Below are 16,274 nucleotides of genomic sequence, written 5' to 3'. Positions count from 1 at the left end.
TGAAAGCGGGCAAATCATGGATCGTCTACAAGCAATGCGGGTGTTTGTCGCCGTGGTGGACCTGGGCAGCCAGTCGACAGCGGCCGAGTACCTGGACCTGTCGCGGCCGGTGGTCTCGCGGTATCTGGCGGAGCTGGAGGATTGGGTCGGTGCCCGACTGATGCACCGCACCACCCGCAAACTGAGCCTGACGGCCGCAGGCCTGGAGGTATTGCCGCGCTGCCGACAGATGCTGGAACTGTCCAGCGATATGCAGGCGGCTGTCAGCGCGCCAGACGACGCCCCGCGAGGCATCTTGCGCATCAGCGCCAGCACCTCGTTCGGCCAGGCCCAGTTGGCAGCGGCGATCACCGAGTACGTCACCCGGTATCCGGGGGTGAGCGTCGACCTGCAAATGCTGGATCGCACCGTGAACCTGGTGGACGAACGCATCGACCTGGCGATCCGCATGAGCAACGACCTGGACCCCAGCCTGATCGCCCGGCGCCTCACCGTCTGCCGCTCGGTGATCTGCGCCTCGCCCGGTTACCTGCGCAAACACCCGGTACCGCAACGGGTCGAGGACCTGAGCCAGCACAATTGCCTGACCCACTCCTACGTGGGCAAGAGCCTCTGGCATTTCGAGCAGGATGGCGAGCAGGTCTCGGTGCCGGTGCAGGGCAATATCAGCGGCAACGACGCCAGCACCTTGCTAAGGGCGACCATGGCCGGTGCCGGCGTGGCAATGCTGCCCAGCTACCAGGCCGGCGCCCACATCAAGAGCGGCGAACTGACCCGCCTGCTGGCCCACGCCGAACCCCGGCAGATGAACATGTACGCGGTGTACGCATCACGCCGACACATGCCGTCGGCGCTGCGCAGCCTGGTGGACTTCCTGGTGGTGAGGTTTCCCGAGACGCCGGAGTGGGATGTGGGGTTGTAAAAAATACTTCCTCACCACTGTCCCTGTGGGAGCGAGCCTGCTCGCGATGGCGGAGTATCAGTCAACATTTGCGCAACTGACACATCGCCATCGCGAGCAGGCTCGCTCCCACTGGGGGCAATACGCCTCTCAAGTCGTGCACCTGGATTCCACCAACAGCCCGCCCCAAGGCATACTTGCCACCCTCCGCACTCCAGAACCCGAAACCGCCCCATGCGTATCCACGTCAGTTTCATCGACCGCGTTGGCATCACCCAGGAAGTCCTGGCGTTGCTGGGTGGGCGCAATCTCAATCTGGATGCGGTGGAGATGGTGCCGCCCAACGTCTACATCGACGCCCCGACCCTCAGCCCGCAGGTGCTGGACGAGCTGCGTGAGGCGCTGTTCAGCGTGCGGGGAGTGCAGGCGGTTACCGTGGTGGACATCCTGCCGGGCCAGCGTCGGCACCTGCAGCTCGATGCCCTTCTGGCGGCCATGACCGACCCGGTGCTGGCCCTCGACAGCGCTGGCAACGTGTTGCTCGCCAACCCTGCGCTGATCGCCCTGTACGGTCGGGAACCGGCCGGCGAAAGCGTGGCCGGGCTGTTCGGGGACGAGGCGCTGTTGGGCACCTTGCTGGAGAACGGCTTTCGCTTGCCGCTGCGGGAAATCACCCTCAATGGCCAGACCTGGCTGCTGGACGCCACGCCCATCACCGACGCCGGCGCACTGCTCACGCTGTACCAGCCGAACCGCATCGGCGAACGCCTGTCGGCGCTGCACCACGACCATGCCGAAGGTTTTGATGCGCTGCTCGGCGACTCCCCGGCGATCCGCACCCTCAAGGCTCGGGCGCAACGGGTTGCGGCGCTGGACGCACCACTGCTGATCCAGGGCGAAACCGGCACCGGCAAGGAGCTGGTGGCGCGGGCCTGCCATGCCATCAGTGCGCGGCACGGCGCACCGTTCCTGGCCTTGAACTGCGCCGCGCTGCCGGAGAACCTGGCCGAAAGCGAACTGTTCGGCTACGCCCCCGGCGCCTTTACCGGCGCCCAACGGGGGGGTAAACCAGGACTGATGGAACTGGCGAACCAGGGCACGGTGTTCCTGGACGAAATCGGTGAGATGTCGCCGTATCTGCAAGCCAAGCTGCTGCGTTTCCTCAATGACGGCAGCTTCCGCCGGGTCGGCGGCGACCGGGAAATCAAGGTCAACGTGCGGATCCTCAGCGCGACCCATCGCAACCTGGAGAAAATGGTCAACGAAGGTTCGTTCCGCGAAGACTTGTTCTATCGCCTGAACGTGCTCAACGTCGAGGTCCCGCCACTGCGTGAGCGCGGCCAGGACATCCTGCTGCTGGCCCGGCATTTCATGCAACAGGCCTGCGCCCAGATTCAGCGACCGGTCTGTCGCCTGGCCCCCGGCACCTATCCGGCGCTGCTGGGTAACCGCTGGCCTGGCAACGTGCGACAACTGCAGAACGTGATCTTCCGCGCCGCGGCGATCTGCGAGAGCAGCCTGGTGGACATTGGTGACCTGGACATCGCCGGCACTTCCGTCGCGCGACAAGGCGATGTAGACGTCGAAAGCCTGGAACAGGCCGTGGAAACCTTCGAGAAACACTTGCTCGAAAGCCTCTACGTCAACTACCCGTCCACCCGCCAACTCGCCAGCCGCCTGCAGACCTCCCATACGGCGATCGCCCACCGGTTGCGCAAGTACGGGATTCCCAACAAGCCATAGGGCCCTCTGGAAGGACCTCTGTGGGAGCGAGCCTGCTCGCGATGGCGGCGTGCCTGCTACAGAAATATTGACTGATACTCCGCCATCGCGAGCAGGCTCGCTCCCACAGGGCCTGCCTTGACCAATAATCGGCTCAAAAACGACCTCCATCTGTACTGAAAGCGCTACAGTGGAACGATATCGCTACAGGCAGCGGTAAACTGCGCCGGATAAGGCTTTGATCCCACAATCATTTTTTCCAGGCGCGACGCTGTAGCGATTTCGCTACAGCCAAGGTTATCCACACCGCTCCACCCCCCCTCAAATCATTGATCCATAAGCACTTATCGATATTGGCCGCATTCTTGCTATGGATATAACCATACGGCCGGGTCATGTCCCGCGCCTTTCTTCGCGTCCACCAGACGAATCTGGCCCCAGGAGTTTCCATGAGCGAGTTGCGTTTCACTGAAGATCACGAATGGCTGCGCGCCGAAGCCGATGGCAGCGTCACAGTCGGCATCACCGCGTTCGCACAGAACGCTTTGGGCGATGTGGTCTATGTTCAGTTACCGGAACTGCAAACCTACGCCAAGGGTGACGAAGCCTCTACCGTGGAATCGGTGAAGGCCGCGAGCGGTGTCTACATGCCGTTGGACGGTGACGTGTTGGAAGTCAACCCGTCCTTGGAAAGCAATCCTGAACTGGTCAACGAAGATCCGCTGGGCGAAGGCTGGTTTTTCCGTTTCAAGCCAGCCAATGCCGCTGAAGTTGGCCAACTGCTGGATCAGGACGCCTATGACCGTCTGATCAAAGCCAACGCCGAAGCCTGAGGAGCGCCACATGACCGTTAATCTGGGCACCGCCAACGAATTCATCGCCCGTCATATCGGCCCGCGGGCCAGCGACGAGCAAGCCATGCTCGAACGCCTGGGCTACGACTCCCTGGAAGCCCTGAGCGCCAGCGTCATCCCTGAGAGCATCAAGGGAACCAGCGTGCTGGAGATGGGTGATGGCCAGAGCGAAGCCGATGCACTGGCCTCGATCAAGGCCATCGCCGCCAAGAACCAGCTGTTCAAGACCTACATCGGCCAGGGCTACTACAACTGCCATACGCCGGCACCGATCCTGCGCAACCTGCTGGAAAACCCGGCCTGGTACACCGCCTACACGCCGTACCAACCGGAAATTTCCCAGGGTCGTCTCGAAGCGCTGCTGAACTTCCAGACCCTGATCAGCGACCTCACCGGCCTGCCGATTGCCAACGCCTCGTTGCTGGACGAAGCCACCGCCGCCGCCGAAGCCATGACCTTCTGCAAGCGCCTGAGCAAGAACAAGGGCAGCAATGCCTTCTTCGCCTCGCGCCACTGCCACCCACAGACCCTCGACGTGCTGCGCACCCGTGCCGAGCCCCTGGGCATCGACGTGGTGGTCGGCGACGAACGCGAGCTGACCGATGCCAGCCCGTTCTTCGGCGCGCTGCTGCAATACCCGGCCAGCAACGGCGACCTGTTCGACTACCGCGAACTGACCGAGCGCTTCCACGGGGCCAATGCCCTGGTGGCAGTCGCGGCTGATCTGCTGGCCCTGACCCTGCTGACCCCGCCGGGCGAATTCGGCGCCGATGTCGCCATCGGCAGCGCCCAACGCTTCGGCGTACCGCTGGGTTTCGGCGGCCCGCACGCGGCGTATTTCTCCACTAAGGATGCCTTCAAGCGCGACATGCCAGGCCGCCTGGTCGGGGTATCCGTGGACCGTTTCGGCAAGCCGGCCCTGCGCCTGGCGATGCAGACCCGCGAGCAACACATCCGTCGCGAGAAAGCCACGAGCAACATCTGCACCGCCCAGGTGCTGCTGGCGAACATCGCCAGCATGTACGCCGTGTACCACGGTCCCAAGGGCCTGGTGCAAATCGCCAACCGCATCCATCACCTGACCGCGATCCTCGCCAAGGGTCTGGGTGCGTTGGGCGTGAGCGTCGAACAGGACAGCTTCTTCGACACCCTGACCCTGCACACCGGCGCGCAAACCGCTGCCCTGCACGACCAGGCCCGCGCCAAACGCATCAACCTGCGCGCGGTAGACACTGAACGCCTGGGCCTGTCCCTGGACGAAACCACCTGCCAGGCCGACATCGAAACCCTGTGGGCACTGCTGGCCGGCGGCAAGGCCCTGCCGGACTTCACCACCCTGGCCGCCAGCGTACAAAGCCGTATCCCTGCCGAACTGGTACGCCAGTCGCCGGTCCTCAGCCACCCGGTGTTCAACCGTTACCACTCCGAAACCGAGCTGATGCGCTACCTGCGCAAGCTCGCCGACAAGGACCTGGCCCTGGATCGCACCATGATCCCGCTGGGTTCCTGCACCATGAAACTCAACGCCGCCAGCGAAATGATCCCGGTGACCTGGGCCGAATTCGGCGCCCTGCACCCATTCGCCCCGGCCGAGCAGAGCGCCGGTTACCAGCAGTTGACCGATGAACTGGAAGCCATGCTTTGCGCCGCCACCGGCTACGACGCGGTGTCGCTGCAACCCAACGCCGGTTCCCAGGGTGAGTACGCCGGCCTGCTGGCGATCCGCGCCTATCACCAGAGCCGTGGCGAAGACCGTCGCGACATCTGCCTGATTCCTTCGTCGGCCCACGGCACCAACCCGGCCACCGCCAACATGGCCGGCATGCGTGTGGTCGTCACCGCGTGCGATGCCCGTGGCAACGTCGACATCGAAGACTTGCGTGCCAAGGCCATCGAGCACCGCGAACACCTCGCCGCGCTGATGATCACCTACCCGTCCACCCACGGCGTGTTCGAGGAAGGCATCCGCGAAATCTGCGGCATCATCCATGACAACGGCGGCCAGGTGTACATCGACGGCGCCAACATGAATGCCATGGTCGGCCTCTGTGCCCCGGGCAAGTTCGGCGGCGACGTGTCGCACCTGAACCTGCACAAGACGTTCTGCATTCCCCACGGCGGCGGCGGCCCGGGCGTCGGCCCGATTGGCGTCAAGTCGCACCTGGCGCCTTTCCTGCCGGGCCATGCCAGCATGGAGCGCAAGGAAGGTGCGGTATGTGCGGCGCCGTTCGGCAGCGCCAGCATCCTGCCGATCACCTGGATGTACATCCGCATGATGGGTGGCGCCGGCCTCAAGCGCGCCTCGCAATTGGCGATCCTCAATGCCAACTACATCGCCCGTCGCCTGGAAGAGCACTACCCGGTGCTCTACACCGGCAGCAACGGCCTGGTGGCCCACGAGTGCATCCTCGACCTGCGCCCACTCAAGGACAGCAGCGGCATCAGTGTCGACGACGTGGCCAAGCGCCTGATCGACTTCGGCTTCCACGCCCCGACCATGTCGTTCCCGGTGGCCGGCACGCTGATGATCGAGCCGACCGAAAGTGAATCCAAGGAAGAACTGGACCGCTTCTGCGACGCCATGATCTGCATCCGCGAAGAAATCCGCGCAGTGGAAAACGGCAGCCTGGACAAGGACGACAACCCGCTGAAAAACGCCCCGCACACCGCGGCGGAAATCGTCGGCGAGTGGGCCCACCCCTACAGCCGCGAACAAGCGGTGTACCCGGTCGCGTCGTTGATCGAAAGCAAATACTGGCCGCCAGTGGGCCGGGTCGACAACGTGTTCGGCGACCGCAACCTGGTCTGTGCCTGCCCGTCGATCGAAAGCTACGCTTGAACTGTGAGGGGGCGGGTCAACCGCCCCCTCGCAACAACACCGCCTATCCCCTGTGGGAGCGAGCCTGCTCGCGATTGCGGTGTGACAGCCAATACAGATGTTGACTGACACTCCACAATCGCGAGCAGGCTCGCTCCCACAGGGTTCCCTCTCAATCTTTCGATCGTCATAAAAAGAAACCGGAGAAACACCATGTCGTTAAGCGTGTTCGACCTGTTCAAGATCGGTATCGGCCCTTCCAGCTCCCATACGGTCGGCCCGATGCGTGCCGCTGCCCGTTTCGTCGAAGGGCTGCGTCGTGATGACCTGCTCGAAACCATTACCAGCGTCAAGGTCGAGCTGTACGGCTCTCTCGGCGCCACCGGCAAGGGCCACGGCAGTGACAAGGCCGTGCTGTTGGGCCTGGAAGGTGAACACCCGGACACCGTGGACACCGAAACGGTAAACGCCCGCCTGCAGGACATTCGCAGCAACGGTCGCTTGAACCTGCTGGGCCAACATTCCATCGAATTCAACGAAAAGCTGCACCTGGCGATGATTCGCAAGCCGCTGCCCTTCCATCCCAATGGCATGATCTTCCGTGCCTTCGACGGTGCGGGCCTGCAAGTGCGCAGCCGCGAGTATTACTCGGTGGGTGGCGGTTTCGTCGTCGATGAAGACGCCGCCGGCGCCGACCGTATCGTCGAAGACGCCACGGTCCTGACCTTCCCGTTCAAAAGCGCCAAGGACCTGCTGGGCCACTGCAGCACCTATGGCCTGTCCATCAGCCAGGTGATGCTGACCAACGAAAGCGCCTGGCGCCCCGAAGCCGAAACCCGCGCCGGCCTGCTGAAGATCTGGCAGGTGATGCAAGATTGCGTGGCGGCCGGGTGCCGCAATGAAGGGATCCTGCCGGGCGGACTGAAGGTCAAGCGACGGGCAGCGGCACTGCACCGCCAGTTGTGCAAAAACCCCGAAGCGGCGTTGCGCGACCCATTGTCGGTGCTGGACTGGGTCAACCTGTATGCCCTGGCCGTCAACGAGGAAAACGCCTTTGGCGGGCGTGTCGTCACCGCGCCCACCAACGGCGCGGCGGGGATCATCCCGGCCGTGCTGCATTACTACATGCGCTTCATTCCCGGGGCCAACGAGGACGGCGTGGTGCGGTTCCTGCTGACCGCCGCCGCCATTGGCATCCTGTACAAGGAAAATGCCTCCATTTCCGGTGCCGAGGTCGGTTGCCAGGGTGAAGTCGGCGTCGCCTGCTCCATGGCCGCCGGTGCCTTGTGCGAAGTCCTGGGCGGCACGGTGCAGCAAGTGGAAAACGCCGCTGAAATCGGCATGGAACACAACCTCGGCCTGACCTGCGACCCGATCGGCGGCCTGGTGCAGGTGCCCTGCATCGAACGCAACGCCATGGGCTCGGTGAAAGCCATCAACGCGGTGCGCATGGCCATGCGCGGCGACGGGCATCACTTCGTGTCCCTCGACAAAGTCATCCGCACCATGCGCCAGACCGGCGCCGACATGAAAAGCAAATACAAGGAGACCGCCCGTGGCGGTCTGGCGGTCAACATCATCGAATGCTGATGCGCGCTGCTTGCCTCTCTTCATTTTTCCAGGAGCTGATATGTCCACCGAACAACTGCTGAAGACCCCGCTGCATGCCCTGCACCTAGAACTGGGCGCCCGCATGGTGCCGTTCGCCGGCTACGACATGCCGGTGCAATACCCATTGGGGGTCATGAAAGAACATCAGCATACCCGCGATCAGGCCGGGCTGTTCGACGTGTCCCACATGGGCCAGATCCGCCTGACCGGCCCGGGCGCCGCCCAGGCCCTGGAAACCCTGGTGCCGGTGGACATCATCGACCTGCCGGTGGGCATGCAACGCTATGCCATGTTCACCAACGCCAACGGCGGCATTCTCGACGACCTGATGGTCGCCAACCTGGGCAACGACGAGCTGTTCCTCGTGGTCAACGCAGCATGCAAGGACCAGGACCTGGCCCATCTGCGCGCTCACATCGGCAGCCAGTGCGACATCGAGCCGCTGTTCGAGGCCCGCGCCCTGCTCGCCCTGCAAGGTCCGGCAGCCGTCACCGTACTGGCCCGCCTGGCACCGGACGTGGCGAAAATGACCTTCATGCAATTCCAGCGCGTCACGCTGCTGGGCGTGGACTGCTTTGTCAGCCGTTCGGGCTACACCGGTGAAGACGGTTTCGAAATCTCCGTGCCCGCCGCCGATGCGGAAAAGCTCGCCCGCGCCCTGCTGGCGGAACCGGAAGTGGCCGCCATCGGCCTCGGCGCCCGTGACTCCCTGCGGCTGGAAGCCGGTCTGTGCCTCTACGGCCATGACATGAACACCGACACGACACCGATCGAAGCCAGCCTGCTGTGGGCCATCTCCAAGGTTCGCCGTGCCGACGGTGCCCGCGCAGGTGGCTTCCCGGGCGCTGAAACCGTGTTCGCCCAGCAACAGAATGGCGTGCGCCGTAAACGCGTCGGCCTGCTGCCCCAGGAACGCACCCCGGTGCGCGAAGGTGCGGAAATCGTCAACGAGGCAGGCGAGATCATCGGTGCGGTGTGCAGCGGCGGCTTCGGTCCGACCCTGGGCGGTCCTTTGGCGATGGGTTATCTTGACGCCGCCTATACCGCCCTGGAAACGCCCGTCTGGGCCATTGTCCGTGGGAAAAAGGTGCCTTTGCTTGTAAGCAAAATGCCATTCGTTGCACAACGCTACTACCGCGGCTGATTGACTGTTTCTATAAGTAACGCGATTGCGTTATACGTGCACTAATGTGTAACGCAACCGCCATAAAAAGGTGCATTTATTTCCTATTGAACGGTGTTTATAAGGTTGGCAAACAATTGAACTAGCCTATCGATTAAGCCCAGGCCAGCGAAACGCATAAATAGCGCAAAGCTTAGGAAAACCGGGCCCTTCAGAGGGGGTTGTTTTTTCATTCGTAGTTGGCGTAGAGTTTGGTCACTGTGTTTGCATGGGTCGCTTGGAATCGTGACCTGGGCAGTAGCTTATGAAGTTCGCTACATCCCGTTCGACGTCTCTTACTTTCCTGCAACCCAGCCCCAGTACTCTTTCAAGTGAAAGAGGCTGTCATCAATTTAAGCGTCAAAGGAAATAAGAAAATGGCTGAGCGTCAGAGCGGTACCGTCAAGTGGTTCAACGACGAAAAGGGTTTTGGTTTTATCACTCCTGAGAGCGGTCCGGATCTGTTCGTGCATTTCCGTGCCATCCAGGGCAGCGGCTTCAAGAGCCTGAAAGAAGGCCAGAAAGTCACCTTCGTTGCCGTGCAAGGCCAGAAAGGCATGCAGGCTGACGAGGTTGTTGCCGAAGCCTAAGCTTTCGCAACCCCAGAAGCCCCTGATTGATATCAGGGGCTTTTTTATGGGCGTAAGTCCGTAGAATGGGCTTCTTTTTGGTCCGAGGCCGTCATGCCGAAACACCTGCTTACCCCTCAGGGCGACTTTCCCCCCGTTGGCCTGGGTCGTCGCCTGGCGGCGATGTTCTATGACTTTCTGCTGTGCACGGCGTTGCTGATCGTCACCAGCGGCATCTACAAAATGGTCCAGATGGGGATCATCGGCGAAGAGAAAATGCGTACCCTCACCGAAGCCGGCGCACTGGATGGCGACCCCTTGCTGTCCACCGTGCTGCTGTTCGTGCTGTTCGGTTTCTTCGCCAAGTTCTGGACCCACAACGGCCAGACCCTGGGCATGCAGGTGTGGGGCATCCGCGTGCAGAACGCCGATGGCTCGGCCATCAGCCTGTGGCAGGCGCTGTTGCGGTTCGTGGTGTCGATTGCCTCATGGCTGCCGGTAGGGCTGGGCTTTCTCTGGTCGTTGTTCGACAAGCGCAAGCGCAGCTGGCATGACATCTACTCGGACACGCAATTGGTGCGGGTTCCCAAGAAGACCAAATGATTCACACGTCTCATTCCCACGCTCTGCGTGGGAATGCAGCCAAGGACGCTCCGCGTCCCAGAGCCGAACGCGGAGCGTGCGTAGAGACATTCCCACGCCGAGCATGGGAACGAACATCAGGACTCAGGCGTTACCAGCCAGCTTCATCCGCGCTGCCTGGGTGAAGTCCAGCATGCGCTTGAGCGGGCGAATGGCCTGGGGGATCAACGCCGGGTCGACGAAGATCTCGTTGGTGCCTTCCTGCAAGCTCTTGAGGGTACGCTCCAGGGTATTCATCGCCATCCACGGGCAGTGGGCGCAACTGCGGCAGGCCGCGCCATTACCGGCGGTAGGGGCTTCGATGAAGACCTTGTCCGGGCACAGCTGCTGCATCTTGTAGAAAATGCCACGGTCGGTCGCGACGATCAGCGTCTTGTTCGGCAGACTCTGGGCTGCGGCGATCAGTTGGCTGGTGGAACCCACGGCGTCCGCCAGTTCGATCACCGAGGTCGGCGACTCCGGGTGCACCAGGATCGCGGCGTCCGGGTACAAGGCCTTCATGTCCTCCAGTTGCTTGGACTTGAACTCCTCGTGGACGATGCAAGCGCCGTCCCAGAGCAGCATGTCGGCACCGGTCTTGCGCTGGATGTAAGTGCCCAGGTGCTTGTCCGGACCCCAGATGATCGTCTCGCCGTTGTCCATCAGGCTCTCGACGATTTCCAGCGCACAGCTGGACGTCACCACCCAGTCGGCACGGGCCTTGACCGCCGCCGACGTGTTGGCATACACCACTACGGTCCGCTCCGGGTGCTGGTCGCAGAACGCCGAGAACTCGTCCACCGGACAACCGAGGTCCAGGGAACAGGTGGCTTCCAGGGTCGGCATCAGCACGCGTTTTTCAGGATTGAGGATCTTGGCGGTCTCGCCCATGAACCGGACCCCGGCCACCACCACGGTCTTGGCCGGATGGGCGTTGCCGAAGCGGGCCATTTCCAGGGAGTCGGACACGCAGCCCCCGGTTTCCTCGGCCAGGGCCTGGATGATCGGGTCGCAGTAGAAGTGCGCGACCAGCACCGCGTCCTGAGCCTTGAGCTCGGCGGCGATGGCGGCGCGGTACCAGGCCTCTTGCTCGGCACTCAGCGGCTTGGGCTGTTTGGCGTCGAGGTGAGCCTGGACCAGAAGGCGTTCGGAAATTTGCGTCATGTTCGCAAGACCTGCAGGCGCATTTGCGCGGAAGTCGAGTATACACCCGGCTCCGGACCACTCGGGTACCGCCGGGAAAGTGGGTATCAATCAGGCACGGGACAGCGTGAAGCCGGCAAGGCTACAGAATATCCCGCCGATGCAAAAGATCATTCTGATTGGTGCCTGGCCGGCACGCTCCAACGCCATCAAACACTGCGTCGCTGGGGAGCGGAAAGCCGAACCAACCTGACTGAAATGTAATCACCCGCCCCTCTTGCCTGTGTCATCTTTGCTTCACACCTGTACGGGGACAGCCCCTGTGCATGTCGCGAATCGACGGATGGACTTTTATCGATGCAAACAAAAACTTCCCGGCGCACCTTCGTAAAGGGCTTGACCGCTGGCAGCATCCTGGGTGGTCTGGGCCTGTGGCGCACCCCCGTCTGGGCGGTGACCGGCCCAGGCCAGCCCACTGTATTGAGCGGCACCGACTTCGACTTGTTCATTGGCGAAAGCCCGGTCAATTTCACCGGCCATCCCCGTATCGCCCAAACCATCAACGGCGGCATTCCCGGCCCGCTGCTGCGCTGGCGCGAAGGCGACACAGTGACCCTGCGGGTACGCAATCGCTTGAAAGACACCACGTCCATCCACTGGCACGGCATTCTCCTGCCGGCCAACATGGACGGCGTACCCGGGTTGAGCTTCAAGGGCATCGAACCCGACGGCCAGTACGTCTACCAATTCAAGGTCTGCCAGAACGGCACGTACTGGTACCACAGCCATTCCGGACTCCAGGAGCAATCCGGGGTGTATGGGCCGCTGGTCATCGATGCCCGGGAGCCCGAGCCCTTCCAGTACGAACGGGACTACGTGGTGATGCTCACCGACTGGACCGACGAAGACCCCGCCGACGTCATCCGCAAACTCAAGAAGCAGTCGGACTACTACAACTACAACAAACGCACCGTCGGCGACTTCATCGACGATGTCGCCAGCAAGGGCTGGGGCGCCACCGTGGCCGATCGCAAGATGTGGGCCGAGATGAAAATGAACCCCACCGATCTGGCGGACGTCAGCGGCGCGACCTACACCTACCTGATGAACGGCCAGGCGCCGGACATGAACTGGACGGGCCTGTTCAAGCCGGGCGAGCGGATTCGCCTGCGCTTCATCAACGGTTCGTCCATGACCTACTTCGATGTGCGCATCCCCGGCCTGAAAATGACGGTCGTCGCCTCCGACGGCCAATACGTCAATCCGGTGCCAGTGGATGAGTTCCGGATCGCCGTGGCCGAAACCTACGACGTCATCATCGAGCCGACCGAGCAGGCCTATACCCTGTTTGCCCAGTCGATGGACCGCACCGGGTATGCCCGCGGCACCCTGGCGACCCGAGCCGGGCTCTCGGCCCCGGTCCCACCGCTTGATCCGCGACCGCTGGTGACCATGGACGATATGGGCATGGGCGGCATGGACCACGGAGGCATGGCTGGCATGGGTGATATGAGCGGCATGGACCATGGATCGATGCAAGGCATGGATCACAGCAAGATGCCCGCAATGGATCACGGCGCCATGCAGGACATGCAGGGTATGGAGGGCATGGATCAAAGCGAAATGTCGACCATGGATCAGGGTGACATGCCGATGATGGACCACGGCGCGATGCCAGGTATGGGCAACATGCCGTCCCATCCGCCATCGGAGCAAGACAACCCACTGGTGGACATGCAAGCCATGAGCGTCAAGCCCAAGCTCGACGACCCCGGCATGGGCCTGCGCAACAATGGTCGCAAGGTGCTGACCTACGCGGACCTGCGCAGCACCTTCCCCGACCCGGACGGCCGCGAACCGGGTCGCACCATTGAATTGCACCTGACCGGACACATGGAAAAATTCGTCTGGTCATTCAATGGCGTGAAGTTCTCCGACGCCGAGCCGTTGCTGTTCAAGTACGGCGAACGACTGCGCATCGTGCTGATCAACGACACCATGATGACTCACCCCATCCATTTGCACGGCATGTGGAGCGATCTGGAGGACGAAAACGGTCAGTTCATGGTGCGCAAGCACACCCTCGACGTGCCGCCCGGCTCCAGGCGCAGCTACCGGGTCACCGCCGATGCCCTCGGACGCTGGGCGTATCACTGTCACCTGCTCTTCCACATGGAAACGGGCATGTTCCGTGAAATCCGGGTACAGGAATGAGGAGCCGAACCATGACCCGACACATTCAATCCCCCCTCCTGTCGATGATGATCATGGCCGGCCTGGCACAAGGCATGGCCACGCCTGCCTGGGCAGCCGGCAACGCTATGCAAGGCATGGATCACAGCAAGATGCAGGGCATGGACCATGGCCAGATGCAAGGAATGGATTCCATGCAGGGCATGCAGTCGATGGAGCCGCCCCCCACCACCAGTCGCACGCCGATCCCCGAACTGACCGCCGCCGATCGCGCAGCGGTCTATGAGGACCACGGCAGCCACATGATGAATGACAGCGCGCTCAACTCCTTCTTTCTGATCAATCAGTTGGAATGGCAAGACGCCGATAAGGGCAGCGCCCTGAGTTGGGACGCCTCCGGCTGGATCGGCGGCGACATCGACCGGTTGTGGCTGCGCACCGAAGGCGAACGCACCAACGGCAAGACCGAAGAAGCCGAACTCCAGGCCCTCTGGGGCCACGCCATCAGCCCCTGGTGGGACGTGGTGGCCGGCGTGCGCCAGGACTTCAAGCCGGACGAACCGCAAACCTGGGCTGCCTTGGGCATCCAGGGCATGGCGCTGTACAACTTCGAAACCCAGGCCACGGCATACCTCGGTGAGAACGGCCAGAGCGCCGTGCGCCTGGAGGGCGACTACGACATCCTGTTGACCAACCGCCTGATCCTCCAGCCCACCGCCGAAGCCAACTTCTACGGCAAGAACGATCCGGAGCGCGCGGTGGGTTCAGGGCTATCGGACACCGAGCTGGGCCTGCGGCTGCGTTATGAAATTCGTCGCGAATTCGCCCCTTACATCGGCGTCACCTGGAACCGCACCTATGGCAATACCGCCGACTACGCTCGCGAAGAAGGCGATGACCGTAGCGAGGCACGCCTGGTCCTGGGCGTGCGTATGTGGTTCTAACGGGTTGAGCCCCCTCCATTCCCCAAAAAACTAGAAAACCGTTGTAGGAGTCCTTGCATGTCATTCATCAAAAACGCTGTGATCACCGTCGCGTTGTCCACCGGCCTGCTGAGCAGCGGCCTGACCCAGGCACACCCCAAGCTGCTGTCCACCACCCCTGCCGAAGGTTCGCAGGGATCGGCACCTGAGAAAATCGAACTGCACTTTTCCGAGAACCTGATGACCAAGTTCTCCGGCGCCAAGCTGCTGATGACCGAGATGCCCGGCATGTCGGCCCACTCGCCGATGCCCATGCCGGCCAAGGTGTCGGGCAGCGAAGACCCCAAGACCATGGTCATCGTCCCCAATACCCCGCTCACGTCGGGCACCTATCAGGTCCAATGGCGCGCGGTATCGTCCGATACTCACCCGATCACCGGCAACGTCACATTCAAGGTGAAGTGAGTTGAGCGACTCGATCGACATAGCGCTGATCAACATCGCTCTACGCCTGGCCCTCTATCTGGATCTGATGCTGCTGTTCGGCCTGGCGGCTTTCGGCCTTTATGGTCTGCGGGGCCAGGAACGAAAGTCGGGTGAGGTGTTGCCTTTCGCAAGGCTCCTGGCGAGCACGGCCATCATCGGCGTGCTGCTGTCCGTCGCCGGCATGCTCTGCATGGTCTGGGCCATGAGCGGCGTTACGGACTGGGCCGAGTTACAGCCACACGTTGAAATGATGGTGTTGGAGACTGACATGGGCTCAAGCTGGAGCCTGCGGATACTGGCATTGATGCTGACCATTGTCGCCGCGACGCAAAGTAAGCGCTGGCCGAGCGCCAGCCTGTGGCTGGGCACGCTGGCCGCAGGCGTGGCCCTTGCGACACTGGCCTGGGCCGGCCATGGCGCCATGGACGAAGGCGAACGACGGAGCTGGCACTTCATCACTGACTTTTTGCACCTGTGGGCAGCGGGTGCCTGGGTCGGTGCCCTGGCGGCGTTTGTGCTGCTGCTTCGCCAGGCCGAACACCGATTGCCGGTGCTGTCTCGGACGCTGACCGGCTTTGAAAACGCCGGCGCGGTGATCGTGCTGATTATCAGCGTGACCGGCGTGATGAACTATCTGTTCATCGTCGGCCCGAGTATCGACGGGCTGTTCGACAGTGCCTACGGTCAATTGCTGACACTCAAACTCGTCCTGTTTGCGGCCATGCTGGTGTTCGCCGCACTGAACCGTTTTCACCTGAGCCCGCAGCTGGAACAGGCCAGGCAAACCGGCGAACACAGTGTCGCCGTGAGGGCGTTGCGGCGCAGCATGATCCTTGAGTTCTCTGTAGCGGCGGTCATCCTCGCTTTGGTGGCCTGGCTGGGTACGCTGAGTCCGGCCATGGAATAGCAGGTGTGGGAGTCTGCAAATTCTGCGTACGCCCCGAATCCAATGTGGGAGCAAGCCTGCTCGCGATGGCGGTGGGTCAGCTTGCGGCGATGTTGACTGTGCCGCCGTCTTCGCGGGCAAGCCCGGCTCCCACAGGGTCTGCTGGCGCAGGCAAATACTGCATACACCCGGAATCCATGTGGGAGCGAGCCTGCTCGCGATAGCGGTGGGTCTGCTTGCGGCAATGTTGACTGTGCCGCCGTCTTCGCGGGCAAGCCTGAACTGGTCAAGTAATTCTGGACACCAGTTAAGGTTTCACGCCGCCAGTTTCTCCATAGCTACCGGCGACCGATAGTCGTTGTAGCTATGGAGCCTGACGTTGTTG

13 protein-coding genes are annotated in these 16,274 nt (G+C 62.3%); 12 read left to right on the top strand and 1 reads right to left on the bottom strand.

What is annotated here, in order from left to right:
• The first annotated feature begins 16 nt into the window (after window positions 1–16).
• The 8 genes from FGE05_RS20215 to FGE05_RS20175 all read left to right on the top strand — a co-directional run bounded on the left by FGE05_RS20215 (window position 17) and on the right by FGE05_RS20175 (window position 10,240).
• On the top strand, window positions 17–922 hold the full coding sequence (locus FGE05_RS20215; RefSeq protein WP_139647709.1) for a LysR family transcriptional regulator: 906 nt from the start codon (window positions 17–19) through the stop codon (window positions 920–922).
• A 213-nt stretch (window positions 923–1,135) separates the two neighbouring features.
• Entirely contained in the window at window positions 1,136–2,644 is a 1,509-nt protein-coding gene (locus FGE05_RS20210; RefSeq protein ID WP_041020259.1) for a sigma-54-dependent transcriptional regulator, read from the top strand.
• Window positions 2,645–3,072: 428 nt separating this feature from the next.
• Window positions 3,073–3,456 (top strand): glycine cleavage system protein GcvH, encoded by a 384-nt coding sequence (gene gcvH, locus FGE05_RS20205; RefSeq protein WP_139647707.1) that lies wholly within the window; start codon window positions 3,073–3,075, stop codon window positions 3,454–3,456.
• Between the two features lie 10 nt (window positions 3,457–3,466).
• Entirely contained in the window at window positions 3,467–6,316 is a 2,850-nt protein-coding gene (gene gcvP, locus FGE05_RS20200) for an aminomethyl-transferring glycine dehydrogenase (RefSeq protein WP_139647705.1), read from the top strand.
• Window positions 6,317–6,508: 192 nt separating this feature from the next.
• A complete protein-coding gene (locus FGE05_RS20190; protein ID WP_139647701.1) occupies window positions 6,509–7,885 on the top strand; it encodes an L-serine ammonia-lyase in 1,377 nt (458 codons plus the stop codon).
• Window positions 7,886–7,925: 40 nt separating this feature from the next.
• Window positions 7,926–9,050, top strand: a complete 1,125-nt coding sequence (gcvT, locus tag FGE05_RS20185) for a glycine cleavage system aminomethyltransferase GcvT (protein ID WP_139647699.1) — start codon at window positions 7,926–7,928, stop codon at window positions 9,048–9,050.
• A 395-nt stretch (window positions 9,051–9,445) separates the two neighbouring features.
• The gene (locus tag FGE05_RS20180; RefSeq protein ID WP_040070294.1) at window positions 9,446–9,658 is read left to right on the top strand and encodes a cold-shock protein; all 213 of its coding nucleotides are present in this window, start codon (window positions 9,446–9,448) and stop codon (window positions 9,656–9,658) included.
• A 93-nt stretch (window positions 9,659–9,751) separates the two neighbouring features.
• A complete protein-coding gene (locus FGE05_RS20175) occupies window positions 9,752–10,240 on the top strand; it encodes an RDD family protein (protein WP_139647697.1) in 489 nt (162 codons plus the stop codon).
• A 123-nt stretch (window positions 10,241–10,363) separates the two neighbouring features.
• Here the strand turns inward: FGE05_RS20175 and nadA are convergent, their stop codons facing one another.
• Complete coding sequence (nadA, locus tag FGE05_RS20165; protein WP_024779477.1) at window positions 10,364–11,422, bottom strand: quinolinate synthase NadA; 1,059 nt, start codon at window positions 11,420–11,422, stop codon at window positions 10,364–10,366.
• Between the two features lie 336 nt (window positions 11,423–11,758).
• Here nadA and FGE05_RS20160 point away from each other — a divergent pair, with 336 nt between their 5' ends.
• Genes FGE05_RS20160 through copD form a run of 4 tightly spaced genes read left to right on the top strand, consistent with a single transcriptional unit; the run spans window position 11,759 to window position 15,910 of the window.
• Entirely contained in the window at window positions 11,759–13,615 is a 1,857-nt protein-coding gene (locus FGE05_RS20160) for a copper resistance system multicopper oxidase (protein ID WP_139647693.1), read from the top strand.
• 11 nt (window positions 13,616–13,626) lie between these two features.
• On the top strand, window positions 13,627–14,538 hold the full coding sequence (locus FGE05_RS20155) for a copper resistance protein B (RefSeq protein WP_139647691.1): 912 nt from the start codon (window positions 13,627–13,629) through the stop codon (window positions 14,536–14,538).
• Between the two features lie 57 nt (window positions 14,539–14,595).
• Window positions 14,596–14,982 carry a copper homeostasis periplasmic binding protein CopC gene (gene copC, locus FGE05_RS20150; RefSeq protein ID WP_139647690.1) on the top strand — a complete coding sequence of 129 codons (387 nt, stop codon included), beginning with the start codon at window positions 14,596–14,598 and terminating at the stop codon, window positions 14,980–14,982.
• Window position 14,983: 1 nt separating this feature from the next.
• Window positions 14,984–15,910 (top strand): copper homeostasis membrane protein CopD, encoded by a 927-nt coding sequence (copD, locus tag FGE05_RS20145; protein ID WP_257225686.1) that lies wholly within the window; start codon window positions 14,984–14,986, stop codon window positions 15,908–15,910.
• Window positions 15,911–16,274: the final 364 nt, after the last annotated feature.

The sequence above is a fragment of the Pseudomonas sp. ICMP22404 genome, assembly GCF_006227205.1.
In the GTDB taxonomy this organism is placed as follows: domain Bacteria; phylum Pseudomonadota; class Gammaproteobacteria; order Pseudomonadales; family Pseudomonadaceae; genus Aquipseudomonas.
This window is presented reverse-complemented; position numbering and strand designations above follow the sequence as displayed.